This window comes from Nonomuraea sp. NPDC001684 (assembly GCF_053596515.1).
On record NZ_JBSFGJ010000012.1, the window covers coordinates 1 to 25,648 of the forward strand.

Sequence of the window (25,648 nt, forward strand, 5' to 3'; positions counted from 1 at the left end):
CACGGCCGCGACCAGACCCGTTAACAACGCCAATGCGCAGACCACGCGCGACAATCGCCGGCTTGCCACCAGACCCCCCAGTGCGAAGACACAACCTCGGGATCCACGACTTTCGGCATGTTGTCCTTTATAGCACGGCCCTGCTAATTTATTTAGCATGGACGTGCTACTAATCGCCGCACTCGTCGTCTACTCCGTGGCCCGGCGCATGATCGGCCAGCCGCTCGTCGCCAAGGACGTGTACGCGCCGCCGGTCATCCTCATCGGCATCGGCCTCCACGGCCTGCTCGACCTGCGCCCCACCGCGCTCGACATCATGTGGCTGGCGGTCACCGCCCTGATCGGCGTCGCCTTCGGCGCAATGCGCGCGGCCACCACGCAGATCTTCCCCAAGGACAACGAGCTCTGGCAGCGCTACACCTGGCGGACGCTGGTCGTGTGGGTCGTGACGTTCGCGATCAGCTTTGGCGTGGGCGCGCTGGCGCTGGCCACCGGCATGCACGAGGAGGTGCGCTCGATCCCGCTGTCGATCGGCGTCGGCCTGCTCGGCGAGGCCCTGGTGATCCTGGCCAGGTCGCGGACGGCGGGCGTGCCGTTCAGGCGTTAGTCTGCGGTCAGAACAACATTCTGTGCACGAGGAGAGCCATGCCGGACAACCTCATCTTCCGCCTGCCGCCGACGTTCGAGACGATCGAGGAGGAGCGGCGGCACCGCAAGGAACGCCTCGCGGCGGCGCTGCGCATCTTCGGCAGGTTCGGGTTCGAGGAGGGCGTGGCCGGGCACATCACCGCCCGCGACCCCGAGCTGAGCGACCACTTCTGGGTCAACCCGTTCGGCATGTCGTTCAAGCACGTCAGGGTCAGCGACCTCATCCTGGTCAACCACGAGGGCCAGGTCGTCGAGGGCCGCTACCACGTCAACGAGGCCGCCTTCGCCATCCACTCGCAGGTGCACCAGGCCCGTCCCGACGTCGTCGCGGCCGCCCACAGCCACTCGATCCACGGCCGCGCCCTGTCGGCGCTCGGCCAGACCATCGAGCCCATCACCCAGGACGCCTGCGCCTTCTACCAGGACAACGCGCTGTTCGACGACTACACGGGCGTCGTGACCGACCTGGAGGAGGGCAAGCGCATCGCCGCGACGCTGGGCGGCAACAAGGCCCTCGTGCTGCGCAACCACGGCCTGCTGACCGTCGGCGACACGGTCGACGCGGCCGCCTGGTGGTTCATCACCATGGAACGCTCGGCCCAGGTGCAGCTCCTGGCCAAGGCCGCCGGGCAGGTCGTGCCCATCGAGCCCGACAACGCCGCGCTCACCCACCAGCAGATCGGCAACGACCTGGTCGGCTGGATCAACTACCAGCCGCTGCACGACCAGATCGTGCGCGAGCAGCCCGACCTGTTCGAGTAGGGGCTCTCAGGAGCTGCGGAAGGTGTGCCGGTAGGTCAGCGGCGCGACGCCGACGGCCGCGTGCAGGTGCTGCCGGAGCGAGACCGCCGTGCCGAAGCCGGAGCGCCTGGCCACCTCCTCCACGCCGAGGTCGGTGGTCTCCAGCAGCCGCCTGGCGTGGCGGACGCGGTGGCCGGAGAGCCATTTGGCCGGGCTCATCCCGGTCTCCTCGCGAAAGCGTCTGGTGAAGGTGCGCACGCTCATCCTGGCGTGGGCGGCCAGCACGGCCAGGTCGAGCGGGGCGTCGAGGTGGGCCAGCATCCAGTCGCGGGTCGCGGCGGTGCCGCCGGCGCCGTCGTGCGGCAGGGGGCGCTCGATGTACTGCGCCTGGCCGCCGTCCCGCCAGGGCGGCATCACGCAGCGGCGGGCGGCCCGGTTGGCCACCTCGGTGCCGTGGTCGCGCTTGATCACGTACAGGCACAGGTCGAGGCCCGCCGCGACGCCGGCCGAGGTCAGCACGTCGCCGTCGTCCACGAAGAGCACGTCGGGGTCCAGCTTGACCTGGGGGAACAGGGCGGCGAACCGGGCCGCCTCGCGCCAGTGCGTGGTGGCCGGACGGCCGTCCAGCAGGCCCGCCGCGGCCAGCACGAACGCGCCCGTGCAGATCGACATGACCCGCGGCCGGTCCTGCAGGGCCGCGCGCAGGGTGGCGGTGATCGTGCCGTCCTTCATCGCCCGTCCCGCGTGGATGCCGGGGACCAGCACCGTGTCGGCCGTGTCCAGCACGTCGAGGTCGTGGTCGGGCAGCACGGTGTAACCGGCCGTGCAGCGGACCGGCTCGCGGTCGGGGGAGCAGGTCACGACCTCGTAGAGCTTCTCGCCGTCCGGCGTCTCGGCCGACTGGAAGACCTGGCCGGGCACGCCGAGGTCGAGCGGGGCGAAGTGGTTCAGCACGACGACCGCGACACGATGGGCCATGGCCCGATTCTTGCACATATTGGCTTTCGGGCCACTCGCGCCGTCAAAATGCGATGAATCAGGATTGGCGCATGACGTTGAGCACCACCCCCGCCCCCACGCGGACCCGCCGGATCCACCGCGCCTGGTGGGTCGCGGCCGTGGCCTTCGTGGCCATCCTCGGCGCGGCCGGCTTCCGCGCCACCCCCGGCGTGCTGATCACCCCGCTGCACGACGAGTTCGGCTGGAGCACGGGCACGATCTCGCTGGCCGTGTCGATCAACCTGGTGCTCTACGGGATGACCGCGCCCTTCGCCGCCGCGCTGATGGACCGCTTCGGCATGCGCCGCGTGGTGTCGCTGGCCCTGCTGCTGGTCGCGGTGGGCAGCGGGCTCACCGTGATCATGACGGCTAGCTGGCACCTGCTGCTGTTCTGGGGCGTGTTCATCGGGCTCGGCACCGGGTCGATGGCGCTGGTGTTCGCCGCCACGGTGACCGACCGCTGGTTCGTCCGGCACCGGGGGCTGGTCACCGGCATCCTGACCGCGGCGGGCGCGACGGGGCAGCTCATCTTCCTGCCCGTGCTGGCCTGGCTCGCCGAGGGGCCGGGCTGGCGGGCGGCCTCCCTGACGGTGGCGGGCGCCGCGCTCGCGGTGGTGCCGTTCGTCTGGTGGCTGCTGCGCGACCACCCCGAGGAGGTGGGCACGACGGCGTTCGGCGCCGAGGCGGGCGCCGTACGGACCGGGCCGGCCGGCGGGAACGCGGCGGCGCGGGCGCTGACGGTGCTGCGCTCGGCCGCGCGCACGCGGCCCTTCTGGTTCCTCGCCGGCGGCTTCGCGATCTGCGGCATGAGCACGAACGGCCTGGTCGGCACGCACTTCATCCCCGCCGCGCACGACCACGGCATGGCCGAGCCGGTCGCCGCCGGCCTGCTCGCGATCATCGGGATCTTCGACATCGCCGGGACGGTCGCCTCCGGCTGGCTCAGCGACAAGGTCAACCCCAAGCTGCTGCTCGGCGTCTACTACGGCCTGCGCGGCCTGTCGCTGATGCTGCTGCCCGGCCTGTTCGCGGCCACCACCGAGCCCAGCATGCTGATCTTCATCGTGTTCTACGGCCTGGACTGGGTGGCCACCGTGCCCCCGACCGTCGCCCTGTGCCGCCAGATCTACGGCCAGGACGGCGCGGTCGTGTTCGGCTGGGTGTTCGCCTCGCACCAGGTGGGCGCCGCCGTCGCCGCCGTGGGCGCCGGCCTGACCCGCGACCACCTCGGCGCCTACGACCTGGCCTGGTACGCCGCCGGCGCCCTCTGTCTGCTGGCCGCGGGAATGTCCCTGGCCATCCGGCATGCTAGACGGTGATGAACGAGACCGAACTGATGGTCCTCCCCCTCGTGGTCAGGATCGAGAGGGCCGCTCCCCCCGAGCGCACCGACGCGCTGGAGGCCGCCGCCATGGCCGTGCTGAGCCTGCTGGACGACCCGGGGGAGTGGGCCGCCGAGCTGCACGCCTGGCAGTCCACCGGCAAGATCCGCAAGGTGGTGCGGCGCGCCAGGGGCGCCGAGTGGCGCAGGGCCGCCGCGCTCCCCGGCCGCACGGTCGAGCACCGCACGGCGCAGGTGCGGGTGCACCCGCCCGTCCCGCTCGACGCCTGGCCCAAGGACCTGGCCCGGCTCCAGGTGGGCGGCACCGAGCTGAGCGACGCCGCCGAGCCCGGCGACCCGCCCGCCGGCCCGCCGGTCCTGTGGGAGAACCCCGTGCTGACCATGTCGGCGGGCAAGGCCATGGCCCAGGCCGGGCACGCCGCGCAGCTCGCCTGGTGGGCCAGCGACGAGGCCGAGCGGGCCGCCTGGCGGGCGGACGGCCTGGCGGTCTCCGTGCGCGCCGCGCCCGGCAGGGACGACTTCGACGCCAAGGTGGCCGCCGGGCTGCCCGTGGTGCGCGACGCCGGGTTCACCGAGATCGAGCCGGGTTCGTGCACGTTCGTCGCCGAGGCGCCCTGGCTCCTGGGACGGGTCGCTAGATCGTGAAGACGTCGGCCAGCACGCCGCCCGCCGGGGTGATCCGGGCGGGCGACGGGCTGTCGTAGACGACCATGAGCCGCCCGTCGGGCAGCACGGCCAGCCCCTCCGGATGGTCGTCGCCGACGCCGTAGGGCAGCTCCAGGACCGTCTCCAGGTCGTGCGCGGGCACCAGCCCGCCGCCCTGCCGCTCCCGCCAGCGCACGACCCGGACCGGGCCGTCCAGGCTCATCGTGGGCCCGGTGAGCAGCAGCAGGTCGCCGCCGTGCGGGCACATGTCCCGCACGCCCAGCCCGCCGAGGTCGAGGAAGTGCTTGCGGTACGGCCCGTCCAGCCGTAACCGGCCGCCGCCGTCGTCCACCGGACGGATCTCCAGCACCACCGCCCAGCCGCGCAGCACCGGCCCGCGCAGCCCCAGGTAGACCCGCTCGCCCACGACCGCGATGCCCTCGATGTCGAGCCCGTTGTCCTTGCCCGGCAGCGCCAGGAACGGCGCCAGATGGCGGTCGCCGGACAGCATGGCGGCGACGTTGCGCTCGCCGGACAGGATCGCGCCGGGCAGCGGACGCTCGCCGGTCGCGTCCAGCGGCAGGCGGACCAGGATGAACCGGTTCTCCTCGCGGACGACCGTGCCCAGCCGCCTGATCGACTTCTCCGGGCTGCCCGGCTTGGCCTTTCGGCGCTTGAGGCTGTGCGAGCCGACCGCCCACAGATGGCCGTCGGCCCTGGCCAGGCCCTCGATGTCGGCCTCGTCGAAGCGTCCGGCGGGCAGGTCCACGTAGTCGGCCAGGAAGAAGGAGCGCTCGTCGCCGAAGTGGTCGCCGGTCCAGGCGAGCCGCTCGACGGTGGCGGTCTCGTCGCCGGCCACCCACAGTCCCGACGGCTCCCACCTGATCGCGGAGAGATTCGTGTGCGTCTGGGCGAACCGGGAGTCCTCGCCGAACCGCAGTTCCACCTGTTCCACCCCGCCATGATTGCACTTCGGTCGCTTCACACACGCAATGGCGGGATATGTCGTACGCTCCCGTCGTGCTCCATGGGGAAGATGAGACCGAGGGTTCACGAGTGAGAACCACAGACCGCCCTGCGAACCCTGTTTCACCGCCCAGGCGCTCCCGCATCGGCGATGTCCGGATGCGGTCGATATATCGGGGGCTCGCCGTCGTGGCGGCCGTGGCGGTCGGCGCCACGGTGATCGTCCTGGCGCTCCCGTCCGGGCCGGACGAGGTCGTGGCGGGGCCGGTAACCGCGCCGCCGGCCGCACCCGCCTCGTCCGCACCCGCCTCATCCGGGCCGGCCCCGACGACGTCGGCCACCCCCACGCCGACGTCGTCCTCCACGCCGACGTCCTCCCTCACGCCGACCCCGACGCCGTCGCCGGGCTCCTCGCTCGCGCCCGGCTACACCGCCATGCAGGCCCTGTACGCCGACCCGCGGGTGCCCCGCCTGACCGGCCGCGTCAAGCGGATGGCCCTGCCCCGGCCGGCCAAACGGCTGGTGAAGGACCGGCGCACCGGCCTGGCCGTGCCCCGGCTGGGCAAGCCGTGGAAGACGCACGGGGCGGCGCCGTTCACCAGCAAGCAGGTGCTGCCGGCGGTGCGCGGCGGCAGGCTGCGCGGCATGCTGGTGACCTGCCCGCTGCCGATCATGGAGCAGAAGTCGCCGCGCGACACGGCGCTGCTGGCCGCGCGCTGGACGCTCAACCACCACCCCAAGGGCTCCAAGATCAGTTGGCTCGCCTCGCAACGTGTCAAAACCGGATGGATGCTCGTATACCGCGTCAAATACGGCAAACATTCCTCCCGAGCGGCCGTCGTGGTGATGGACGGGGGAATGAGCAAGCCAGGACTTGCGTTCGTCACAGTGCCTGACTCGCAGAGAAAGCGTTGGCGTGATATTGGCCGCGTCGTCTCAGGAGTGCGTGTTCTAGGCTAGAAAGATCATGTATGCGGCGATGTGGGGGAGTGACGCCGTGGAACGCTCTGGACCGCCGCAGGCACCGAACAAGGGCAAGGTCAAGCCGCCCTGGCGCTCGGAAGGCCTGCCCGGTTCGCCAGGCGGGCGGCCGAAGATCAACTGGTGGCGCTTCGTCGTCACCCTGCTCGTGGTGTACGCGGGCTTCTTCGTCGTCTCCTCCCTGGTCGACAACAACTCGGTCGAGACGATCTCCTACACCGAGTTCACCAAGCAGGTCGAGGCGAAGAACGTCAAGGACATCTACGCCCAGGGGCTGTCGGTCGAAGGCGACCTGAGGAGCTCGGCCAAGAACCCCGAGAGCAACGAGTCCTACACCAAGTTCCAGACCGAGATCCCCGCCTTCGCCAACACCGACCAGCTCGACCAGCAGCTCAAGTCGGCCCAGGTGGAGACCACGTCCAAGCCGCTGACCCGCGGCTTCTTCTCCAACCTGCTGCTGTCGCTGCTGCCCGTGCTGCTGCTGGCCGGCCTGTGGATCTGGGTCATGCGCCGCGGCGCCAGCATGATGGGCGGCGGCCTGAGCGGGCTCGGCAAGTCCAAGGCCGCCAAGCCGGTCGAGGCTCACAAGGTGCGCGTCACGTTCGACGACGTCGCCGGCATCGACGAGGTGGAGAACGAGCTCGTCGAGGTCGTCGACTACCTGAAGGACCCCGGCAAGTACCGCAGGCTGGGCGCCAAGCTGCCCAAGGGCGTGCTGCTCGCCGGCCCTCCCGGCACCGGCAAGACGCTGCTGGCCAGGGCCGTGGCGGGCGAGGCCAAGGTGCCGTACTTCTCGGCCAGCGCCTCCGAGTTCATCGAGATGATCGTCGGCGTGGGCGCCTCGCGCGTCCGCGACCTGTTCGAGGAGGCCCGCAAGGTCGCGCCCTCGATCGTGTTCATCGACGAGATCGACGCCATCGGACGGGCCCGCGGCGGCGCGGGCGGCATCGGCGGCCACGACGAGCGCGAGCAGACGCTGAACCAGATCCTCACCGAGATGGACGGCTTCTCCGGCGCCGAGGGCGTGATCGTCATCGGGGCCACCAACCGGCCCGAGATCCTCGACCCGGCGCTGCTGCGTCCCGGGCGCTTCGACCGCACGGTGCAGGTGGGCCTGCCCGACGCGGCAGGACGCACGGCCATCCTGGAGGTCCACTCGCGCGGCGTGCCGCTCGACGGCGAGGTCAGCCTCGACCGCATCGCCAAGACCACCCCTGGCATGACCGGCGCCGATCTGGCCAACCTGGTCAACGAGGCCGCACTCCTCGCCGCCAAGCGCGGCAAGGAGAAGGTCGACATGTCCGACTTCGCGGACGCGCTGGAGAAGCTCCAGCTCGGCGCCGCCCGCAGCATCGTGATGCCGGAGGAGGAGCGCACCCGCACCGCCTTCCACGAGGCCGGGCACGCCCTGCTCGGCATGCTCCAGCCCGGCGCCGACCCGGTCAGGAAGATCTCGATCATCCCCCGCGGCCGGGCGCTCGGCGTCACGCTGTCCACCCCCGACACCGACCGCTACGCCTACGACGAGCCGTACCTGCGCGGGCGCATCACCGGCGCGCTCGGCGGCATGGCGGCCGAGCAGGTCGTCTACGGCATCATCACCACCGGCGCCGAGAACGACCTCGAACAGGTCACCATGATCGCGCGCGGCATGGTGGGCCGCTGGGGCATGTCGGAGAAGATCGGCCCGCTGACCATCCTGCCCAACGACGGCTCCTCGCCGCAGGCGTCGCCGGCCACGCTGGCCACCGTCGACGAGGAAGCGCGGCGCATCGTGGACGAGTGCTACGAGCGCGCCGTCCAGGTGCTCACCGAGAACCGCGAACGGCTCGACGGCATCGTGGCGGCCCTGCTCGAACACGAGACGCTCGACGAGGCGAGCGCGTACGCCGCCGCCGGCCTGGCCAGCGGCAGCAAGCAGCCCGCCCTCGACTGAGCCCCGCGGGAGACCCGCCTTTCCCGAGACTTAGGGGAACCCCGGCCTTGCCTCGATCACGGCCGGGGAACGTCTCCCGCGACTCGGATCGGGGGACTGCCTTGACACTGAATGACGAGCTTCTCACCCAGCTCGGCGACTCAGGCGTAGACCAGATCGCCGGCATGCTCGGCACCGACACGGCCACGGCGCGCAAGGTCGTCGAGGCCGTGGCCGGCACCGTCATCGGCGGCATGGCCCGCAACGCCGAGCACCCCGACGGCGCCGAGGCCCTGCGCGGCGCCCTCGACGACCACGTCGACGCCGACCCCTTCAACGGCGACGTGGCCTCCCTGACCCGCGACGGCCACAGCATCCTCGGCCACGTCCTCGGCGGCCAGGGCACCGAACGGGCCGCGGCCGGGCTCTCGCAACTGGCCGGCGTCAGTTCCGGCACCATCATGCGGCTGCTCCCGCTGATCGCCCCCATGGTCATGTCCCTCCTGGCCGGCCGCGCCGCCAAGGCCAACATGGACGCCTCCGCCCTGGCCGCCGACCTGCGCGAGGAGCACGCCTCGCTGCCCGGTGGCCTCGGCCACCTGCTCGACGGCCTGCTGAGCGGCATCTTCGGCGGCACCGTCCCGGCACAGGGCGGCCCGTACGACCCGGCCGACCGGCAGCCCGCGAGGGGCACCCCCAACCACGACTGGTGACCGCGCGGGCCTTCGGTAAGCTGGGACGGTGATCGTTCTGGCCTCTGCCTCGCCCACCCGCCTCACCGTTCTGCGCAACGCCGGCCTCGACCCCAAGGTGATCGTCTCCGGGGTCGACGAGGACGCCTTCTCCGCGCACTCGCCGGCGGCGCTCAGCCTCGTCCTGGCCAAGGCCAAGGCACAGGCCGTCGCGAGCGGGCTGGAGGAGGGGCTGGTCATCGGCTGCGACTCGATCCTCGAACTCGACGGCCGCCCCTACGGCAAGCCCGGCACCCCCGAGGAGGCCGTCGAGCGCTGGCGCATCATGCGCGGGCGCACCGGCCGCCTGGTGACCGGCCACTGCGTGATCGACGTGCCGACCGGCCGGCAGGCGGCGCAGGTGGCCACCACCGTGGTGCGCTTCGGCCAGCCGTCGGAGGAGGAGATCGCCGCCTACGTCGCCACCGGCGAGCCGCTCGGCCTGGCCGGCGGGTTCAGCATCGAGGGGCGCGGCGGCTGGTTCGTCGAGGGCATCGAGGGCGACCACGGCAACGTGCTCGGGGTGTCCCTGCCGCTGCTGCGCGAGCTGTTCGACGAGCTGGGTTACGCGGTCACGTCGTTCTGGCGCTAGCCTGCCGGGCATGCGATCTCTGCGCGACTTCGCCGCCGGCGTCGGCTTCTTCTTCCAGGGTCTCGGATGGGTGTCGCGGCACGGCCGGTGGTGGCTGTTCGGGCTGATCCCGGCGATGATCGCGTTCGCCGTCTACGTGGCGGCGCTGATCCTGCTCGGCACCCACGCGCGCGAGGTGGCCGAGTTCTTCACCCCGTTCGCCGACTCGTGGAGCTGGGCCGACCTGTTCCGCACGCTGGTCGGCATCGCGATCTTCCTCGGCGGGCTGGCGCTGGCGGTGCTGACGTTCACGGCGCTGACGCTGGCGATCGGCGAGCCGTTCTACGAACGGCTCTCGGCCGAGGCCGACCCGCTGCCCGGCGCGGCGGAGCAGCCGTGGTGGCGTACGCTGCCCCGCTCGATCAGGGACAGCCTGATCACCCTGTTCTACGTGCTGCTGTTCACCGTGCCGCTGTTCTTCCTGGGGTTCGTGCCGGTGATCGGCCAGACGGTGGTGCCCGTGGTCGGCGCCTTCGTCTCCGGGTTCTTCCTGACGGTCGAGCTGACCACGCTGGCCCTCGAAAGGCGGGGGGTGGCCAGGAAGGAACGGTTCGCGCTGCTGCGCCGGAACATGGCGACCACGCTGGGGTTCGGGGTGGTGGGGTTCCTGCTGTTCCTGGTGCCGTTCGTGGCGGTGGTGGCCATGCCGGCCGCGGTGGCCGGCGCCGCCCTCCTCGTACGCGCCCGCACAACCCCCACCCCACCCACCAACCCCACCCACCTGACCCCACCGGCATAACCCACCCGCGCGATACCACCGGCGTGACCTCCCACCCGCGTAACCCCTCACAGGCGTGACCCCCCACCCGCCTGATCCCCGTCTCCGGCTTCGCCGCCTGACCTGCCGGTTTGTTCCATTCGTGCGAGGTCGTCCACAGGGGGGCCGTCGGGGCGCTCGTCATCCACAGAACCGCGCTCGGGCGTTCGCGAGGCGTGCCTCCCCGGCACCCTTGACGCTCATGACGACCAACGCCCCGGCCCCCTGCCTCACGCTCACCAGCCCGGCCGACATCCTGGCCGCCGTCCCCTACCTGGTCGGCTTCCACCCCCACGACAGCCTGGTCGTGGTCGGCCTCCACCGGGGCCAGGCCAAGGTGGCCGCGAGGTGGGACCTCCCGTTCCCCCGGGGCACCCTCGACCCCCTCCCCGGCCTGCTGTCCCGTGAAGGCGTCACCGAGCTGGTCATCGTCGGCTACGGCAGAGGCGACACGGTCACACCCGCCGTCGACGAGGCCAGGCGGCTCGCCGCCGCATCGGAGATCCGCGTGGGCGAGGCGCTCCGCGCCCACGAAGGCCGCTACTGGTCCTACGTCTGCGACCTGCCCCGGTGCTGCCCGCCCGAAGGCACCCCGTACGACCCGACCACCAGCCAGATCGCCGCCGAGGCCACCATGCGCGGCCTGGTCGCCCTCCCCGACCGCCGCAGTCTCGAACGCACGATCGCCCCCGCCGCCGGCCCGGTCCGCATGGCGATGCGACAGGCCACCGCCACCGCCGTCGCCGAGGTCCGCGCCCGCCTGGTGGCCGCCCCAGACCTGGACACCTTCGCCCGCGGCTACGTCGCCGAGGCGCTCGCCGAAGTCCGCGCGACCCTGACCGCCCCCGCCGATGGCCTCCGCCTCGACGACATCGCAGCCGCCCGGCTGGGCCTGGCCCTGACCGTGATCAGAGTCCGCGACGAAGCCTGGACCATGATGCGCGAGGCCCATTTGCCTCTGTGGAAAGACCTCACCCGCCGCCTGGAGCCCCGCTTCGTCCCGCCGGCCGCCTCCCTGCTGGCCATGGCGGCCTGGCGTACGGGCGACAACATCCTGGCCACCATCGCCCTCGAACGCGCCCTCACCACCGACCCCCACTACTCGATGGCCAATCTCCTGATGCACGCCCTGCAGAGCCTGCTCTCACCCGCCGTCGTCCGAGACCGCCTGCCCAGCCCCGCCGAGCTCGACACCGCCATGGGGCCGGCCAACGGCGGCTGGCTGATCCCCATGCTCGGCCTGCTCGACGACGTCCCGCCCCCGCCGGGGCCCGACCGGCACCGGGGGCCGGGCGGGAGCGCATGAAGAAAGGGTGCCGGTGGCCTCCACCAGCACCCCTTCCGCCGGAACTACAGGCTGCCTTCTTCGCGGCGCCGGCGCTCGTTGTAAGCACGCATCCGAGGGGGATAGCCCGTCAGCTGCACGTCGTACACCGGTAACGCCAGATCTCGGGCCACCTTGTGGATCACCGCGGGCGACCCGACCCTGCGCCTGGTCCACTCGCCGTCGTCGGCCACCGCCACAGCGGTCGTGTCGGTGGCGAACGTCTCAGGCTCGACGTAGAACTCGACGCCACGCCGCGAACGTGCGAAGGCGATGAGCGCTTCGATGTCGGCATCGGTCGCCTCGCGGTCGAACCGCGCGATCTTCTGCCCGCGCAGCCGACGGATACCGTAGCGGTCTCGCCATCTCATGGATCCTTTTTATACCGTCCGGAGCGCCGGTGTCGGGGATGATCTCGGGGACAGCTCGGGGTTTCTCCCGATGGCACGTCCGGCTCCGAGGACGCAGTATGAAAGTTGACTGCCGATTCCAAGGAGAGGCATGACCATCATGGCTGGGGTACCCAAGACCCCCGGGCCGGGACAGGTGCCGCCAGCTCATCTGCGCGTCACCCACCAGGACCGAGAGCACGTCGTCGAGCACGTCAAGGCTGCCTACGCGGAGGGCCGCTTCGACAAGCTGGAGTTCGACGACCGGCTGGAACGTGCGATGACGGCGCGTACGCACGGCGACCTGATGCCCATCATGAACGAGCTGTACGGGACGATGGCGGTGCCGAGATTCGCGCCGCCGATGCCCCGGCCGGTCCGTCCGGAGCGGGCTCCGGAGAGCAACGAACGCGTCCAGGCCGCCCTCGGCCACCTGCTGATGGCCATCGGGATCCCGGTGGTGGGCCCGTTGATCCTGCTGCTCACGGCGGCCAAGACCTCTCCGTACCTGCGGCGGCATGCGCTGGAGGCCCTGAACTTCCAGCTCACCGTGGTGGGGGCGAGCTGCATCCTGCCGCTCACCGTCATCGGCATCGTGCTGCTGCCGGTGATCTGGGTCGGCGCCGTCGTCCTGGGCATCGTCGGTGGCATCTCAGCCCTGGCCGAGAGCAGCTTCCGCTACCCGCTAACGGTCCGCCTGGTCAAGTAACGCCTCCCGGCAGCACGCGGGGGAGCCTGCTCTCGACGAAACGGCGGCGTGCGCACGGGTCGGAGAAGCCGACGCGCGGCGGCGGCTAAAAGACGGACGCGCGGATCGCAGATGCGGGGGCCTCGCGGGTACCGGATATCGGGGGGATATCCGAGAGATGGATCGCGACGTCCAAGGATCTGGATCAGGACCAAGCGATGCCGAGACCCGGGGAACTCAGATCGGGCTCAAGGGATGTCGGGGGACGTCCCAGGAATCGTGGGGGACCGGGGCCGAGACACGCGGTACCCGGACCAAGGGACGTCGGGGGACGTCCGGGGACATCGGGGGCGTCCCCGGGAAATCATGGTCCGGGGATTTCAGGTCGGGAGGCCTGAGGGGTCACGGGATCGGTACCGCATCGAGGTGTCCGGGGATGCGGGTGGGCGGGGGATACCGGGTCGGGGGCCCTGAGGTTTCAGGCTCGAGACCGGGGAGCGGGACCGAGGGACGTCGGGGGACGTCCGGGGAGGTCGGGGGCGTCCCCGGGGGATCCGGGTGCGGGGATTTCGGGTCGGGGGGCGAGCCATCGAAACCGCGGTCTCGGGCCCGCGATCGGGGAGACGTTCGGGGAGCGGGCCTGTGGGATGTCGGGGGACGTCCGGGAATGGCAGGGGAGCGGGACCCGGGGATCTGGACCGTGGGACGTCGGGGGACGTCAGGGAACATCGGGGCGCCCCCGGGGAATCGGGGTGCGGGGATTTCGGGTCGGGGGGCGAGCCATCGAAACCGCGGTCTCGGGCCCGCGATCGGGGAGACGTCCGGGGAGCGGGCCTGCGGGATGTCGGGACGTCCGGGAATGGCAGGGGAGCGGGACCCGCGGCATCGGGACTGAGGGACGTCGGGGGACGTCCGGGGAGGTCGGGGGCGTCCCCGGGGGATTGGGGTGCGGGGATTTCGGGTCGGGGGCCCGTGCCATCGAAACCGCGGTGTCGGGCCCGCGATCGGGGAGACGTCCGGGGAGCGGGGCCGAGTGATTCGGGGACGTCTGGAAGAGCAGGGGGCAGGGGTTCGGATCGCGGGCTGCGGTAACGGCCCGACGGATGTCGGTGATGTCCGGAAGCCGTTCTCACCCAGTCCTCCAGGCATCCCGGTCGAAGCTCCCGGACATCCGGGGCCCAGTCCTCGGGTTCCAGCCCTCCGGGCATTCCGGTCGCAGCTCCGACATTCCGGGTTCGGTCCCCCGGGAGACCGATGCCCGCCCCCCGAACACCCCGATCCCGATGTCGCGGTTCCATTTCCCCAGCTCCCCGGCCCTCCGATAGAGGCCGGCGATCGGGGCTGGGATGCCGCAGTCAGGATCGGCGCATTTGTGGGATTCGTGGGGGCCGGTGTTGGGGGAGGGCCCGGCCCGCCCCCAGGGGACGAATGAGCGGGGCGGGGCTGAGGGGAGAGACCGAACGCGGTCAGCGGGCCAGGACTTCGTAGCGGACGGTCATCACGCCCGCGCCCAGGCTGCCGATCGCGTCGAACGCGGCCCTGGAGAGGTCGAGGCACCGGCCGCCCACGTACGGGCCGCGGTCGTTGATGCGTACGGTGACCGCCGAGCCGTTGCGCGGGTTGGTGACGCGGACGCGGCTGCCCAGCGGAAGGGTCTTGTGCGCGGCGGTCATGGCGGAGGGGTTGAAGCGTTCGCCGCTGGCCGTCATCTGGGGCTCGCCGTAGTACGAGGCGCCACATGTCCCGGAGGACAGGACGCGGACCTTCGGCTTCGTGGCCCGGAGCTTGACCGGCTTGACGGTCTTGGTCGTCTTCTTCGCCGAGTCGGACGTCGCCGTGTCGGACGTTGCCGGGTCGGATGCCGCCGTATCCGACGAGGCTGTGTCGGAGGCCGACGTTTCGGTGGCCTCGGGCCGGGCGGCGGCGGGGGCCTTCGGCGCGGGGTTGGCGCCGTGCGGGGAGTTCGGGACGCCCTTCGCGCTCGGCCCCGAAGCAGTGGAGGTCGAGGCGCTGGGGCTCGAAGCCGCGGGAGCCGGGGTAGTGGTCCTGGCCTGGGAGACGTTGGCCGCGACCGGCGGGTTGGGGGTGCCAGTGGAGGTGGTCGCCGTGGCGGCGTCCTTGGCGGCGGTGGTGCCAGGGGCGTCGTTGCCGACGGCGGCCCAGGCGGTGGTCGAGGCGGCGGCCACTACGGCGGCCCCAGCGGCGATGGCGGTCCAGCGGCGCTTGCCCGGGGAGAGCTTGCGGTCGTTGGGGGACGATTTGTGGGAGTGCTGGCCCAAGGTAAACCACGGTCCTAGCTAGGGGACAGGAAAGGGAAAGGCCAGGTCATGGGGGGTGGGAGGCGTGTGACGGCCTGTCCGCCCGCAAGGGATGGGGGATCCGGCGGGCGAGGAAGAACATATGCGACAAACAGCAGGTAAAGACAACTTAATGCGACATACAGTGACATATCTCACTTAAGGGCGCAAGAGGCCCAGAACGCCGAGCGTACGCCGAGGATCTTGGGCTTTCCGAAGAACGACAGAACTCGTCTAACACCACGCCTCCGGCCAACCCGACCGCAGCCCACAAACGGGCGCAACTTGATCTAAGGCCGCAACTGGGCTGACCATGATCTAAGGCCGCGAACGGCCCAACCCGCCCCTCAGGTCGTGACCGAGGGCATCCTCACGCCATGAACAGCAGAGCACGGCGACAAGACGGCCAACCTCCTCCTCGCCGCCGCACTCGCCGCGGTGCCTGTTCTTGGGTGTGCAGTTCCGTACGGGGAAGGGTGCGAGGGGCTGTCGGCAAGGCGGTGGGGCGGCGGTTGTTGGGTGCGGATGTGCAGGGCGTTCGGGAGTGTGCAGGGGGAAGCGACGGGAGCGGCAGGTGACCCCTCGGTTGCCTCCAAGGGGTCTGTGCTGTGGACGTGCCGCCCGGCGGGCGTGGTCAGAGCATGAGGGAGCGGACGGTGGCGACGGTGTCGGCGTCCTCGGGGCGTTTGTCCGGGCGGTAGCGCAGCACCCGGGCGAAGCGCAGCGCCATCCCCCCGGGGTAGCGCGGCGAACGCTGCACGCCGTCGAAGGCGATCTCCACCACCAGCTCGGGCCGCAGCTTGACCGCCCATTCGTCGGTGGGGCCGTCGGCGAGTTCGAGGAAGCGTTCGGTCTGCCAGGCCAGCAGCTCGTCGGTGAGCCCCTTGAACGTCTTGCCGAGCATGACGAACCCGCCCTCGGGGTCGCGCGCGCCCAGGTGCAGGTTGGACAGCTTGCCCTCGCGCCGGCCATGGCCCCACTCGGCCGCCAGGACGACCAGGTCGAGCGTGTGCCTGGGCTTGACCTTGATCCAGCCCGCGCCGCGCCGGCCGGCCGCGTACGGGGAGGACAGGGACTTCACCACCAGGCCCTCGTGGCCCGCCTTGACCACGTCGGTGAAGAACTTCTCCGCCTCGGCCACGTCGGCGGTGATCAGTCGCGGCGTCAGCAGGCCGGGCGGGACGGCGCGGGCCAGGGCCTCCTGGCGCTGGGAGTACGGCAGGTCGAGCAGGTCGGCGCCGTCGGCGCGCAGCGCGTCGAAGAAGAACACGCTGAGCGGGGTCTGCTCGCGCAGCCTGGCGACGTCGGTCTTGCTGGAGACGCGGCTCGCGGTCACCTGGAACGGGTGGGGACGCCCGTCCGGCCGCAGCGCGAGGACCTCGCCGTCGAGCACCAGGTCGGCGGCGTCGAGCCCGAGCACCGCCTCGACCAGCTCGGGCACCTGCGCGGTGATGTCGTCGAGAGTGCGGGTGAAGACCCGCACCTGCGTGCCCGAGCGGTGGGCCTGCACGCGTACGCCGTCGAGCTTCCACTCCAGGGACGCGGGCGAGCCGGCCTTCTCCAGCGCGGCGGCCACGTTGGGCGCGCTGCCGGCGAGCATGGGGGAGACCGGCCGCCCCACCTCCAGCTTGAACGCGTGCAGCGCCGCCACGCCGCCCGTCAGCGCCGCCGCGCCCACGGCGGGCAGCCAGCCGCGCAGGGTGAGCGCCCGCCGCACGTCGGCCGACGGCGCGCCGGACGCCTTGGCCAGCGCTTCGATCATCACGCCGTCGAGGGCGCCCTGGCGCAGCTCGCCGTTGAGCAGCCTGCGCATGAACTGCTGCTCCTGGCTGGTCAGCCCGGCGAACAGCTCGGCGACCAGCGCTCTGCGCGCCGCCTGCGAGCCGGGGCCGGAGACGGCCTTGATCCGGGTCAGCAGCGCGTCGACGGTCGTGAGGGTGGCGGTTGCGGCGAGTTTGGGCTGCGGGACGTCCTCCAGTGAGCGCCAGCCCACGCCGATCTGGCGCTGCGGCAGGTCGCCCGACAGGTAGGCGATGGCGATCTCCGCCTCGTCCGGGCCGACCCGGGCGAGCAGCTCGGCCAGATGCCCGACCTTGCCCAGCCGTGCGGAGGTGCGCGTCACCGCGTCGGAGGTCCGGACCACGTCGATCAGAAGCACACCGCTATCGTGCCTCACCACGCCGACATTTCCCCACCCGATATGTCCCGGGTTTTCCAAAGCAGGGGTAGCCGGGCGGGCCGCCGTCGGCGGCCCGCCCGTTCCCGGTCTAGCTGACGCCGAGCAGGTCGACCACGAAGATCAGCGTCTCGCCGCCCTTGATACGCGGCGGCGCGCCGCGGTCGCCGTAACCGAGGTGCGGCGGGATGACCAGCTTGCGACGGCCGCCGACCTTCATCCCGGCGACCCCGCGGTCCCAGCCCGCGATGACGCGGCCGCCCCCGAGCGGGAACTCGAACGCCTGGCCGCGGTTCCACGACGCGTCGAACTCCTCCCCGGACGAGAACGAGACACCCACGTAGTGGACGCTGACGTTGTGGCCCGGCTTGGCCTCGGGGCCAGTGCCTTCGACGAGGTCGACGATCTCCAGGTCGGCGGGCGGGTTGCCCTCGGGGAAGTCGATCTCGGGCTTCTCGAGTGCCACGAATGTGCTCCTGTTGACGATGACAATAACCCGACGACTCTATGCCGTCGGGGTACGGCCGTCGTTCATGCCCGCCCTTTTCTCCCGGCGCCGGGCCGCCCGAAGCCGGGAGAAAGGGCACGTCACCGGTGCCGGTGGATCACCAGCTCTGGTGCAGCGGCATGCCCTCGGCGTAACCGGAGGAGCTCTGGATGCCGACGACGGCCTGCTGGTGGAACTCCTCCAGGTTCGCCGCGCCCGCGTACGTGCACGACGACCGCAGGCCCGCGACGATCCCGTCGATCTGGTCCTCCACGCTGGGCCGCTTGGGGTCGAGGTACATGCGCGAGGTCGAGATGCCCTCCTCGAACAGCGCCTTCCTGGCCCGGTCGTAGGCGGAGTCCTCGGCAGTCCTGAGCCGTACGGCGCGGGAGGAGGCCATGCCGAAGTTCTCCTTGTACTTGCGCCCGTCGGCGTCGGTGCGGGCGTCGCCGGGCGACTCGTACGTGCCGGCGAACCACGAGCCGATCATCACGTTGGACGCCCCGGCCGCCAGCGCCAGGGCCACGTCACGGGGGTGCCGGACGCCGCCGTCCGCCCAGACGTGCCTGCCGAGCCGGCGGGCCTCGGCCGAGCATTCGAGCACCGCCGAGAACTGCGGCCGCCCGACGCCGGTCATCATCCGCGTGGTGCACATGGCGCCCGGGCCCACGCCGACCTTGAGGATGTCGGCCCCGGCCTCGACCAGGTCGCGCACGCCCTCGGCGGTCACCACGTTGCCCGCCGCGACCGGCACGCCGGGGTCGAGCGCCCGGACGGCGCGCAGGGCGGCGATCATCTTCTCCTGGTGGCCGTGGGCGGTGTCCACGACCAGGCAGTCGGCCCCGGCCTCCAGCAGTTCCTTGGCCTTGGCGGCGACGTCGCCGTTCACGCCGACGGCTGCGGCGATGCGCAGGCGGCCCTGGGCGTCGAGCGCGGGCTGGTAGAGGGTGGCCCGCAGCGCGCCCGTGCGGGTGAGGATGCCGACCAGCCGGCCCTCGTCGTCCACGATGGGGGCGAGGCGGTGGCGGCCCTCGTGCAGGCGGTCGAAGGCGCCGCGCGGGTCGAGTCCGGCGGGTAGCGTGAGCAGCTCGCTCGACATGACCTCGGACAGTTGCGTGTACATGTCCACGCCCTGGCAGTCGGCCTCGGTCACCACGCCGACGGGCCGGTTGTCCCAGTCGACGACGATGACCGCGTTGTGGGCGCGCTTGGGCAGCAGTTGCAGCGCCTCGCCCACGGTGTCGTGCGGGGTGAGGGTGAGCGGCGTGTCGTGGACCAGGTCGCGCTTCTTGACCCAGTCGACCACGTCGGCGACGACGTCGAGGGGGATGTCCTGGGGGATCACGGTGATCCCGCCGCGGCGGGCCACGGTCTCGGCCATGCGGCGGCCGGCGACCGCGGTCATGTTGGCGACGACGACGGGGATCGTGGTGCCCGTGCCGTCATTCGTGGAGAGGTCGACCGCGAGCCGCGATCCGACCGAGGAGCGCGACGGCACCATGAACACGTCGCTGTAAGTCAAATCGTAACGAGGCTCTTGGTCGTTGAGAAACTTCACGTTCATCCATCTTATGGGGTGACAGGTCCAACAAGGGGTTTCCCCCGTTCTCCGGGGCTTATGATCGGCCGGGGACACATTTGGGGGAGGTAAGTCGTGGACATCGTCGAACGGGCCGAGCTGACCGTCGTGGGCTTCGCCGTACGCACGACGAACGCCGACGAGGCGGATCCGGCGCGGGCCGCGCTGCCCGCGCTGTGGCAGCGGGCGGGCGCGCCGGGGGCCTTCGCGCACGTGCCGGGCCGCATCGACGAGAACCTCTACGCGGTGCTGACCGACTACGAGAGCGACCACACCGGCGCCTACACGCAGATCGTCGGCATCGGCGTGCGCACGGTGCCGCGCCTGCCCGAGGGCATGGTGGCGGTGCGCGTGCCGGCCGCGAAGTCGATCCGGCTGGCGGCCCGCGGGCAGCTGCCGCAGGCGCTGATCGAGGCGTGGCAGCAGGTGTGGCAGCACACCGAGTCGGGCGGCCAGCCCTCCCGCGCCTTCACCACGGACCTGGAGGTCCATCACTTCGAGGGCGCCGACCTCTACGTGGCCGTCTAGGCCCGGGGAGTCACAGGCCGAGCGCCTCGGCCGCCGCCGCGACGGCCGTCGGCTTGACCTCCTCCAGGGGGAGGCCGGCGTACTCGACCGTGCAGTCGGCCATGCCGCCGAGCGCCAGTGTGGCGCGGATCTGCTGGGCCCGCGTGAGGTCGGGGCCGAGCAGCAGGGCGATCAGCTCGCGCCGCCATTCGAACATGCGCTGGCCCAGGTCGAGGTAGGCCAGGATCGAGATGTCGCGCACCATCATCCCGGTCACGTCGCGGTGGCGCCACATGAGCTCGAAGTAGTCGTCGAGCAGCGCCCGCGGGTCGCCGGGCTCCTGCCTGGCGGCGAAGCGCTCGAAGTCCTCCACCAGCGGCTGCACGATGCTGCGCACCAGGTCGTCGCGTGAGGCGAAGTGGTAGTAGAGCGCCGGCTTGGTGATGCCCAGCCGGTCGGAGATCTGGCGCAGGCTGGTGTTCTGCACGCCCTGCTCGGCGAACAGCTCGCGGGCCACCGCCTGGATGCGGGACTTGGTGTCACTGGGCATGCCTGAAGTTTATCCCTTACCTACCGTTAAGTAAGGACGCGTGCTAGCGTGTACTTACCAACCGTTAAGTAAGGAGGCGGCCATGAAGGTCCTCGTCTCGGGAGCCAGCGTCACCGGGCCGGTGCTGGCGTACTGGCTGACCAGGTACGGCTTCGAGGTCACGGTGGTCGAACGCGCCCCGGCGCTCAGAAAGTCGGGCGGCCACGCGGTGGACCTGTTCCGGCCCGCCATGGACATCGTCGAGAAGATGGGGCTCCTGGAGCCGGTCATGGCGAAGAAGACCGGCACCGACTGGCTCCGGGTCCACCGCGAGGGCCGGGCGCGGCCCGTGGAGCTGGAGCTGCGCCGCATCCTCAGCGCCGTCTCCGACCGGCACGTCGAGATCATGCGCGACGACCTGAGCGAGGTCTTCCACGAGGCCACCCGGCACGACGCCGCCTACGTCTTCGGCGACTCCATCGCCTCGATCGCCGAGGACGGCGAGGTGCGCTTCGACAGCGGCCGGCAGGACCGCTTCGACCTGGTGATCGGCGCCGACGGACTGCACTCCAACGTGCGCCGCCTGACCTTCGGCCCCGAGGAGCGCTTCGCCGCCTGGATCGGCGCGTACCTCGCCGTCGCCTCCGTCCCCAACTTCCTGGGGCTCGACGGCCGGATGGAGGCCATGGCGGGCGAGGGCTACATGGCCGCCGTCTACAGCGCCGCGCACATGGACGACGCCCGCGCCGGCTTCCTGTTCAGGACGCCGGAGCCGCTCGACTACCACCACCGGGACGTGGCCCGGCAGAAGGAACTGCTGCGCGAGCGGTTCGGCGGCCTAGGCTGGCAGGTCCCCAGGATCCTGGACGAGGTGGACCGCACGTCCGTCTTCTACTTCGACTCCATCACCCAGCTCAGGCTCGACTCCTGGTCGCGCGGCCGGGTGACGCTGGCCGGCGACGCCGGTTACTGCCCGGGGCCGGCCGTGGGCGGCAGCACGAGCCTGGCGGTCGTGGGGGCGTACGTGCTGGCGGGCGAGCTGGCCGCGCACGGCGGCGACCACCGCACGGCCTATCCCGCCTACGAGGCCGAGATCGGCGAGTACGTGCGCCGCAGCCGCGCCTTCGCCCGCCGCGCGGCCAGGGGGATCGTCCCCGGGAGCCGCTTCGACGTGTGGGCGCTCACCCAGGGCATCCGCCTGGTCAACCACCTGCCGGTCGCCCTCACCAGGGCCGCCACCAAGATCAGCAGCAAGGGGGTGCGCCTGCACGACTCGATCCGGCTCAAGGACTACGCCGCCCACGCGCGACCGGCGACGTCCCGCCCCTGACGAAGGCTCAGGCCAGCACGCCCTGCTCCCGCAGCTTCTCCGCCTCCGCCGCCGGCAGCCCCCACGCGGACAGGTCCGTGAGGCGGGTGGCCGGCGACAGGTCCGGGTCCGGCACGCCGAGCAGGCGCGGCGCGGGCACCGGATGGGTCACGCCGCCGACCTCGGCGAACGTGCCCCGGGCGACGTTGTGCGGGTGCCGCGCGGCCTCGGCCATGGACAGGACGGGCGAGACGCAGGCGTCCGAGCCCTCGAACAGGGCCTCCCACTCGGCACGGGTGCGCTTGGCGAACTCCTCGGCCAGCCGGGCCTTGAGCGCGGGCCACTGCGTCCTGTCGTCGCGGTCGGGCAGGCCGGTCAGGCCCATCAGGTTCACCATGGCGTCCCAGAACTGCGGTTCGAGCGAGCCGACGGCCAGGAAGCCGCCGTCGGCGGTCTCGTAGGTGTCGTACTGGGGGGCGCCGGTGTCGAGCAGGTTGGTGCCGCGCGGGCCCCAGAAGCCGCTCTGCGCGGCCTGGTAGAACATCGAGAACAGCAGGGCGGCGCCGTCCACCATGGCGGCGTCGATCACCCGGCCCTTCCCGGTGCGCTCGCGTTCGAACAGGGCCAGCAGCACGCCGTAGGCGAGCATGAGGCCGCCGCCGGCGAAGTCGCCGAGGATGTTGATCGGCGGGGTCGGCTTGCCGCCCTCGCGGCCGAGCATCGACAGCACGCCGGAGATCGCGATGTAGTCGATGTCGTGGCCGGCGGTGGGCGCGAGCGGGCCGTCCTGGCCCCAGCCGGTCATCCGGCCGTAGACCAGCCGCTCGTTCACCGCGTGCAGGTCGGCGGGGCCGATGCCGAGCCGTTCTGCGACGCCGGGACGGAAGACCTCGATCACCACGTCGGCGTTGCGGGCCAGCTCCTTGAAGGCGGCCACGCCCTCGGGCGACTTCAGGTCCAGGCCGATCGTCCGCTTGCCGCGGTCCATGACGTCCGTACGAGGCCGGTCGGAGACGGCCTGCACCCGGTCGACCCGCAGCACCTCGGCGCCGTGGTCGGCCAGCATCATCCCGGCGAACGGCCCCGGGGCCAGCCCCGCGAGCTCCAGCACGCGCACTCCGGCCAGCGGGCCGCCACTACCCTTCGACATGGACATCTCCTCGACAGTCGCACAGGCAAACGGTTGGCTTCACGGCTCCGAACCTGCCTCAGTAGAACAACATTCGGCAAGTCGTGGCAAGCGGCCTTTTGCGTCCTTCCCGCGAACTCGTGGGAGGTATGGGAAACTTGCCCACTGTTCGGGTGGTCTACAGATCGCCGGCGTCCAGCGGCTGTCTGCAGCAGGCGCTCGCGCCGCTACAGGGGTAGGACATGGTTTCGGAGAGCAACCGGCTTGTCGCCAGGCGCTACCAGTTACGGCGTGAACTGGGCCGCGGGGGTATGGGCGTCGTCTGGGAGGGCTACGACACGCTGCTCAACCGGCAGGTGGCCATCAAGGAGGTGCTGCTGCCCGAGGGGCTGTCGCCGGGCGAGCAGGAGCGCCACCTCATGCGCACCGCCCGCGAGGCCCGTACGGCGGCCAAGCTCAACCACCCCTCCGTGGTCGCGGTCTACGACGTGGTCGAGGAGGGCGGCCGGCCCTGGATCGTCATGGAGCTGGTCGCGCACCCCTCGCTCGAAGAGGTCGTGGCCACCTCGGGGGCCCTGCCCGTGCGGCAGGCGGCCGACGTGGGCCGCCAGGTGCTGTCGGCGCTCAGGGCCGCCCACGAGGCCGGGATCCTGCACAGGGACGTCAAGCCCGCCAACATCCTGCTCGCCGACGACGGCCGCGCGGTGCTGATGGACTTCGGCATCGCCACGGTCGAGGGCGACGCCTCGCTGACCAGGACGGGCATGGTGACCGGCTCGCCCAGCTTCCTGGCCCCGGAACGGGTGCGCGCGGACGAGGCCGGACCGCCCTCCGACCTGTGGTCGCTCGGCGCGACGCTGTTCGCCGCGATGGTCGGCCGCTCGCCCTTCGACCGCGGCGAGGCCATGGCGACGATCAACGCGCTGCTCAACGAGGAGCCCGACTACCGGCGCATCCCGCCGATCATGCACCCGATCCTGAAGGGCCTGCTGCGCAAGGAGCCCGCCGACCGGGTGGACGCCGAGGAGGCCGACCGGCTGCTCGCGGCCATCGAGGTGGCGGCCAAGCCCGCCTACACCGACCTGCCGGAGAAGAAGCCGGGCAGCGGGCGCGGGCGGGCCGTGCTGGCCGTGGCCGCCGCCGCCGTCGTGGTCGTCGCGGGCGGCGCGGTCGCCTACTTCAAGCTCGCCACGCCCGCCGAGGGCGCCCCGCGCACCGCCCAGCCGGCCGCCGCGGCCAGCCCGCTGAGCCCGTCGCCCTCGCAGCAGCCCACGACGAGCCGGACGCCGTCGGCGACCCCCACGCCGACCGTGCGGCGGGTGCGCCCGGCCGTACGGGCGTGGACCTCGCGGGAGGGCTGGTCGATCCTGCGCCCGGTCGGCTGGCGGGGCGCGCTGCGCGAGTCCGTCACCGAGTGGACGCGCCGCGACGGCAACGCCCACCTCGGCGTGGAGGCCCTGTACTCCAGCCTCGACGCCAACCAGATCCTGCGCGACTCGGAGGAGACGCTGCGGCAGGAGGGCCAGGAGGTGATCAGCCGCGGCCGCCGCGTGGTCAACCACCGGGGCGTCAAGGCGGTCGAGTGGGAGTTCTCCTGGACCGCCGCCAGCGCCGCCGGCACCCACTGGATCAGGCCGGGCATGACCTACCACGAGGTGCGCCGCGCGGTGGTGTCCGGCGAGACGGCCTACATCCTGTCCTGGACGGTCACCCAGGACCAGTGGCTGCGCAACAGGGCACTGATGCGACAGGTGATCGACAGCTTTACGGTGAAGGCATGAGCCCCTGGAACCTGCTCGCCCTGCCGCCGCTCCCCGAGGAGGCGACGCGCGCCCTGCTCGCCCCGCTCGGCGACCGGGTGACGGTCCGCGTGCCCGCCACCCGCGACCGGGCCGGGCTGCTGGCCGCGCTGCCCGAGGCCGAGATCGTGCTCGGCGACTGGACCTCCACGCTCGTGCTCGACGCCGAGGCGGTCAAGCACGCGCCCGCGCTGGCCTTCGTGCAGCAGCCCTCGGTGGGCGTCGACGGCCACGACCTGGCCGCCCTGGCCGAGGCCGGGGTGCCGCTGGCCAACACGCCGGGCGTCAGCGCCGTCGCGGTGTCGGAGTGGTGCCTGGCCGCCACGCTGTCGCTGTCGCGCCGGCTGGGGGCCGCCGACGCCGCCGTGCGCGCGGGGGAGTGGCCGCAGCAGGGCCTGCGCCCGCGCGAGCTGAGCGGCCGCCGGGTCGGCGTCGTCGGGTACGGCCCGATCGGCGAGAACTGCGTGCGCCTGTTCGGCGCCCTGGGCTGCGAGGTCTCCTACTGGACCAGGTCCCCGCGGCAGGCGCCCGGCCGCGCCGACCTGGAGACGCTGGTGGCCGGCAGCGACGTGCTGGTCGTGGTGATCGCGCTGTCGGAGGAGACCCGCGGGCTGATCGACCCGCGCCGCATGAAGCAGGGCGCGCTGCTGGTCAACGCGGCCAGGGGCGGCGTCGTCGACCAGGCGGCGCTGGTCGCCGCGCTGCGCGACGGGCACCTCGGCGGGGCCGCGCTCGACGTGTTCGACACCGAGCCGCTGCCCGCCGGCGACCCGCTGCGCGATCTGCCGGACGTGCTGCTGTCGCCGCACGCCGCCGGGGTGACGCCCGAGGCGACGACGCGCCTGCTCACGGCCGTGCTGGACAACCTCACGGCGGCACTGGAGGGACGAGAGGTGCGTGCCGTGCTCAATGGGGTCTCACCCCTGGTTCGACGTAGATTTCCGCATTTGCCTGCCACATAGGCGTTTCACCTGGCACGATGAACAGTTTTCGTGTCTTTAACGACCCCGGTCTGTTCGAGCCGGGCTGCGGGAGATACGGTCTTACGGACGATCTCTACCAGCTCAAGGGGGTGCTTC

General features: G+C 71.8%; 24 protein-coding genes. 15 read left to right on the forward strand and 9 right to left on the reverse strand.

The features are described from left to right. The first annotated feature begins 157 nt into the window (after nucleotides 1–157). Together ACWCSD_RS04460 and ACWCSD_RS04465 are read left to right on the forward strand one after the other, a co-directional pair. Nucleotides 158–607: a hypothetical protein gene (locus ACWCSD_RS04460; protein WP_397163166.1), complete on the forward strand. Its 450-nt coding sequence runs from the start codon at nucleotides 158–160 to the stop codon at nucleotides 605–607. A gap of 38 nt (nucleotides 608–645) precedes the next feature. Beyond that, nucleotides 646–1,410 (forward strand): class II aldolase/adducin family protein, encoded by a 765-nt coding sequence (locus ACWCSD_RS04465; protein WP_352357888.1) that lies wholly within the window; start codon nucleotides 646–648, stop codon nucleotides 1,408–1,410. Between the two features lie 6 nt (nucleotides 1,411–1,416). On the opposite strand, the gene ACWCSD_RS04470 is transcribed toward ACWCSD_RS04465, so the two are convergent. Further along, nucleotides 1,417–2,367 carry a GlxA family transcriptional regulator gene (locus tag ACWCSD_RS04470; RefSeq protein ID WP_397163167.1) on the reverse strand — a complete coding sequence of 317 codons (951 nt, stop codon included), beginning with the start codon at nucleotides 2,365–2,367 and terminating at the stop codon, nucleotides 1,417–1,419. 71 nt (nucleotides 2,368–2,438) lie between these two features. Between ACWCSD_RS04470 and ACWCSD_RS04475 the strand changes: the two genes are divergently transcribed. Together ACWCSD_RS04475 and ACWCSD_RS04480 are read left to right on the forward strand one after the other, a co-directional pair. Then, nucleotides 2,439–3,707, forward strand: a complete 1,269-nt coding sequence (locus ACWCSD_RS04475) for an MFS transporter (RefSeq protein ID WP_449913045.1) — start codon at nucleotides 2,439–2,441, stop codon at nucleotides 3,705–3,707. Further along, nucleotides 3,707–4,375, forward strand: a complete 669-nt coding sequence (locus tag ACWCSD_RS04480) for a peptidyl-tRNA hydrolase (protein WP_352357882.1) — start codon at nucleotides 3,707–3,709, stop codon at nucleotides 4,373–4,375. Before ACWCSD_RS04475 ends, ACWCSD_RS04480 begins: the two co-directional genes overlap by 1 nt. On the opposite strand, the gene ACWCSD_RS04485 is transcribed toward ACWCSD_RS04480, so the two are convergent. Continuing rightward, on the reverse strand, nucleotides 4,365–5,330 hold the full coding sequence (locus tag ACWCSD_RS04485) for a DUF3616 domain-containing protein (RefSeq protein ID WP_397163170.1): 966 nt from the start codon (nucleotides 5,328–5,330) through the stop codon (nucleotides 4,365–4,367). The genes ACWCSD_RS04480 and ACWCSD_RS04485 overlap by 11 nt on opposite strands. Nucleotides 5,331–5,500: 170 nt before the next feature. Here ACWCSD_RS04485 and ACWCSD_RS04490 point away from each other — a divergent pair, with 170 nt between their 5' ends. The 6 genes from ACWCSD_RS04490 to ACWCSD_RS04515 all read left to right on the forward strand — a co-directional run bounded on the left by ACWCSD_RS04490 (nucleotide 5,501) and on the right by ACWCSD_RS04515 (nucleotide 11,662). After that, nucleotides 5,501–6,301 (forward strand): hypothetical protein, encoded by an 801-nt coding sequence (locus tag ACWCSD_RS04490; protein ID WP_397163171.1) that lies wholly within the window; start codon nucleotides 5,501–5,503, stop codon nucleotides 6,299–6,301. Nucleotides 6,302–6,338: 37 nt separating this feature from the next. Further along, on the forward strand, nucleotides 6,339–8,258 hold the full coding sequence (gene ftsH / locus ACWCSD_RS04495; protein WP_397163173.1) for an ATP-dependent zinc metalloprotease FtsH: 1,920 nt from the start codon (nucleotides 6,339–6,341) through the stop codon (nucleotides 8,256–8,258). 101 nt (nucleotides 8,259–8,359) lie between these two features. Further along, the gene (locus tag ACWCSD_RS04500) at nucleotides 8,360–8,950 is read left to right on the forward strand and encodes a DUF937 domain-containing protein (RefSeq protein WP_397163174.1); all 591 of its coding nucleotides are present in this window, start codon (nucleotides 8,360–8,362) and stop codon (nucleotides 8,948–8,950) included. Between the two features lie 28 nt (nucleotides 8,951–8,978). After that, nucleotides 8,979–9,560 (forward strand): Maf family protein, encoded by a 582-nt coding sequence (locus ACWCSD_RS04505; RefSeq protein WP_449913048.1) that lies wholly within the window; start codon nucleotides 8,979–8,981, stop codon nucleotides 9,558–9,560. Nucleotides 9,561–9,570: 10 nt separating this feature from the next. Beyond that, nucleotides 9,571–10,338: an EI24 domain-containing protein gene (locus tag ACWCSD_RS04510; RefSeq protein WP_449913050.1), complete on the forward strand. Its 768-nt coding sequence runs from the start codon at nucleotides 9,571–9,573 to the stop codon at nucleotides 10,336–10,338. 220 nt (nucleotides 10,339–10,558) lie between these two features. After that, on the forward strand, nucleotides 10,559–11,662 hold the full coding sequence (locus ACWCSD_RS04515; RefSeq protein ID WP_449913051.1) for a DUF4192 domain-containing protein: 1,104 nt from the start codon (nucleotides 10,559–10,561) through the stop codon (nucleotides 11,660–11,662). A gap of 44 nt (nucleotides 11,663–11,706) precedes the next feature. On the opposite strand, the gene ACWCSD_RS04520 is transcribed toward ACWCSD_RS04515, so the two are convergent. Further along, nucleotides 11,707–12,051, reverse strand: coding sequence for a hypothetical protein (locus ACWCSD_RS04520; protein ID WP_352327808.1), 345 nt, complete (start codon nucleotides 12,049–12,051; stop codon nucleotides 11,707–11,709). A 130-nt stretch (nucleotides 12,052–12,181) separates the two neighbouring features. Here ACWCSD_RS04520 and ACWCSD_RS04525 point away from each other — a divergent pair, with 130 nt between their 5' ends. After that, entirely contained in the window at nucleotides 12,182–12,778 is a 597-nt protein-coding gene (locus ACWCSD_RS04525) for a DUF1707 and DUF4870 domain-containing protein (RefSeq protein WP_397163180.1), read from the forward strand. A 1,445-nt stretch (nucleotides 12,779–14,223) separates the two neighbouring features. On the opposite strand, the gene ACWCSD_RS04530 is transcribed toward ACWCSD_RS04525, so the two are convergent. The 4 genes from ACWCSD_RS04530 to ACWCSD_RS04545 form a co-directional block, all read right to left on the reverse strand. Further along, a complete protein-coding gene (locus ACWCSD_RS04530) occupies nucleotides 14,224–15,036 on the reverse strand; it encodes a septal ring lytic transglycosylase RlpA family protein (protein ID WP_449913053.1) in 813 nt (270 codons plus the stop codon). 652 nt (nucleotides 15,037–15,688) lie between these two features. Beyond that, nucleotides 15,689–17,212 (reverse strand): ATP-dependent DNA ligase, encoded by a 1,524-nt coding sequence (locus ACWCSD_RS04535; protein WP_397163183.1) that lies wholly within the window; start codon nucleotides 17,210–17,212, stop codon nucleotides 15,689–15,691. Between the two features lie 109 nt (nucleotides 17,213–17,321). Then, nucleotides 17,322–17,696: an FKBP-type peptidyl-prolyl cis-trans isomerase gene (locus tag ACWCSD_RS04540; RefSeq protein ID WP_352357863.1), complete on the reverse strand. Its 375-nt coding sequence runs from the start codon at nucleotides 17,694–17,696 to the stop codon at nucleotides 17,322–17,324. 139 nt (nucleotides 17,697–17,835) lie between these two features. Then, nucleotides 17,836–19,275, reverse strand: a complete 1,440-nt coding sequence (locus ACWCSD_RS04545) for a GuaB1 family IMP dehydrogenase-related protein (RefSeq protein WP_357965821.1) — start codon at nucleotides 19,273–19,275, stop codon at nucleotides 17,836–17,838. Nucleotides 19,276–19,371: 96 nt separating this feature from the next. On the opposite strand from ACWCSD_RS04545, the gene ACWCSD_RS04550 reads away from it, so the two are divergent. Then, nucleotides 19,372–19,824, forward strand: coding sequence for a GyrI-like domain-containing protein (locus ACWCSD_RS04550; RefSeq protein ID WP_358284121.1), 453 nt, complete (start codon nucleotides 19,372–19,374; stop codon nucleotides 19,822–19,824). Between the two features lie 10 nt (nucleotides 19,825–19,834). Here the strand turns inward: ACWCSD_RS04550 and ACWCSD_RS04555 are convergent, their stop codons facing one another. Further along, nucleotides 19,835–20,353: a TetR/AcrR family transcriptional regulator gene (locus tag ACWCSD_RS04555; RefSeq protein WP_364329365.1), complete on the reverse strand. Its 519-nt coding sequence runs from the start codon at nucleotides 20,351–20,353 to the stop codon at nucleotides 19,835–19,837. A gap of 82 nt (nucleotides 20,354–20,435) precedes the next feature. Between ACWCSD_RS04555 and ACWCSD_RS04560 the strand changes: the two genes are divergently transcribed. After that, nucleotides 20,436–21,662 carry an FAD-dependent monooxygenase gene (locus tag ACWCSD_RS04560; RefSeq protein ID WP_397163184.1) on the forward strand — a complete coding sequence of 409 codons (1,227 nt, stop codon included), beginning with the start codon at nucleotides 20,436–20,438 and terminating at the stop codon, nucleotides 21,660–21,662. A 7-nt stretch (nucleotides 21,663–21,669) separates the two neighbouring features. Here ACWCSD_RS04560 and ACWCSD_RS04565 read toward each other — a convergent pair whose 3' ends face one another. Then, the gene (locus ACWCSD_RS04565) at nucleotides 21,670–22,791 is read right to left on the reverse strand and encodes a CaiB/BaiF CoA transferase family protein (protein WP_387663506.1); all 1,122 of its coding nucleotides are present in this window, start codon (nucleotides 22,789–22,791) and stop codon (nucleotides 21,670–21,672) included. A 221-nt stretch (nucleotides 22,792–23,012) separates the two neighbouring features. On the opposite strand from ACWCSD_RS04565, the gene ACWCSD_RS04570 reads away from it, so the two are divergent. After that, nucleotides 23,013–24,551 (forward strand): serine/threonine-protein kinase, encoded by a 1,539-nt coding sequence (locus ACWCSD_RS04570; RefSeq protein WP_397163187.1) that lies wholly within the window; start codon nucleotides 23,013–23,015, stop codon nucleotides 24,549–24,551. Next, the gene (locus tag ACWCSD_RS04575) at nucleotides 24,548–25,531 is read left to right on the forward strand and encodes an NAD(P)-dependent oxidoreductase (protein ID WP_449913055.1); all 984 of its coding nucleotides are present in this window, start codon (nucleotides 24,548–24,550) and stop codon (nucleotides 25,529–25,531) included. Before ACWCSD_RS04570 ends, ACWCSD_RS04575 begins: the two co-directional genes overlap by 4 nt. The last annotated feature ends 117 nt before the right edge of the window (nucleotides 25,532–25,648 follow it).

Bases quoted from the DNA above. Each gene is read 5' to 3' on its own strand.
- ACWCSD_RS04460 (WP_397163166.1), top strand. From the start codon at position 158: ATGGACGTGCTACTAATCGCCGCACTCGTCGTCTACTCCGTGGCCCGG.
- ACWCSD_RS04465 (WP_352357888.1), top strand. From the start codon at position 646: ATGCCGGACAACCTCATCTTCCGCCTGCCGCCGACGTTCGAGACGATC.
- ACWCSD_RS04470 (WP_397163167.1), bottom strand. From the start codon at position 2,367: ATGGCCCATCGTGTCGCGGTCGTCGTGCTGAACCACTTCGCCCCGCTC.
- ACWCSD_RS04475 (WP_449913045.1), top strand. From the start codon at position 2,439: ATGACGTTGAGCACCACCCCCGCCCCCACGCGGACCCGCCGGATCCAC.
- ACWCSD_RS04480 (WP_352357882.1), top strand. From the start codon at position 3,707: ATGAACGAGACCGAACTGATGGTCCTCCCCCTCGTGGTCAGGATCGAG.
- ACWCSD_RS04490 (WP_397163171.1), top strand. From the start codon at position 5,501: ATGCGGTCGATATATCGGGGGCTCGCCGTCGTGGCGGCCGTGGCGGTC.
- ACWCSD_RS04510 (WP_449913050.1), top strand. From the start codon at position 9,571: ATGCGATCTCTGCGCGACTTCGCCGCCGGCGTCGGCTTCTTCTTCCAG.
- ACWCSD_RS04515 (WP_449913051.1), top strand. From the start codon at position 10,559: ATGACGACCAACGCCCCGGCCCCCTGCCTCACGCTCACCAGCCCGGCC.
- ACWCSD_RS04520 (WP_352327808.1), bottom strand. From the start codon at position 12,051: ATGAGATGGCGAGACCGCTACGGTATCCGTCGGCTGCGCGGGCAGAAG.
- ACWCSD_RS04525 (WP_397163180.1), top strand. From the start codon at position 12,182: ATGACCATCATGGCTGGGGTACCCAAGACCCCCGGGCCGGGACAGGTG.
- ACWCSD_RS04555 (WP_364329365.1), bottom strand. From the start codon at position 20,353: ATGCCCAGTGACACCAAGTCCCGCATCCAGGCGGTGGCCCGCGAGCTG.
- ACWCSD_RS04560 (WP_397163184.1), top strand. From the start codon at position 20,436: ATGAAGGTCCTCGTCTCGGGAGCCAGCGTCACCGGGCCGGTGCTGGCG.
- ACWCSD_RS04565 (WP_387663506.1), bottom strand. From the start codon at position 22,791: ATGTCGAAGGGTAGTGGCGGCCCGCTGGCCGGAGTGCGCGTGCTGGAG.
- ACWCSD_RS04570 (WP_397163187.1), top strand. From the start codon at position 23,013: ATGGTTTCGGAGAGCAACCGGCTTGTCGCCAGGCGCTACCAGTTACGG.
- ACWCSD_RS04575 (WP_449913055.1), top strand. From the start codon at position 24,548: ATGAGCCCCTGGAACCTGCTCGCCCTGCCGCCGCTCCCCGAGGAGGCG.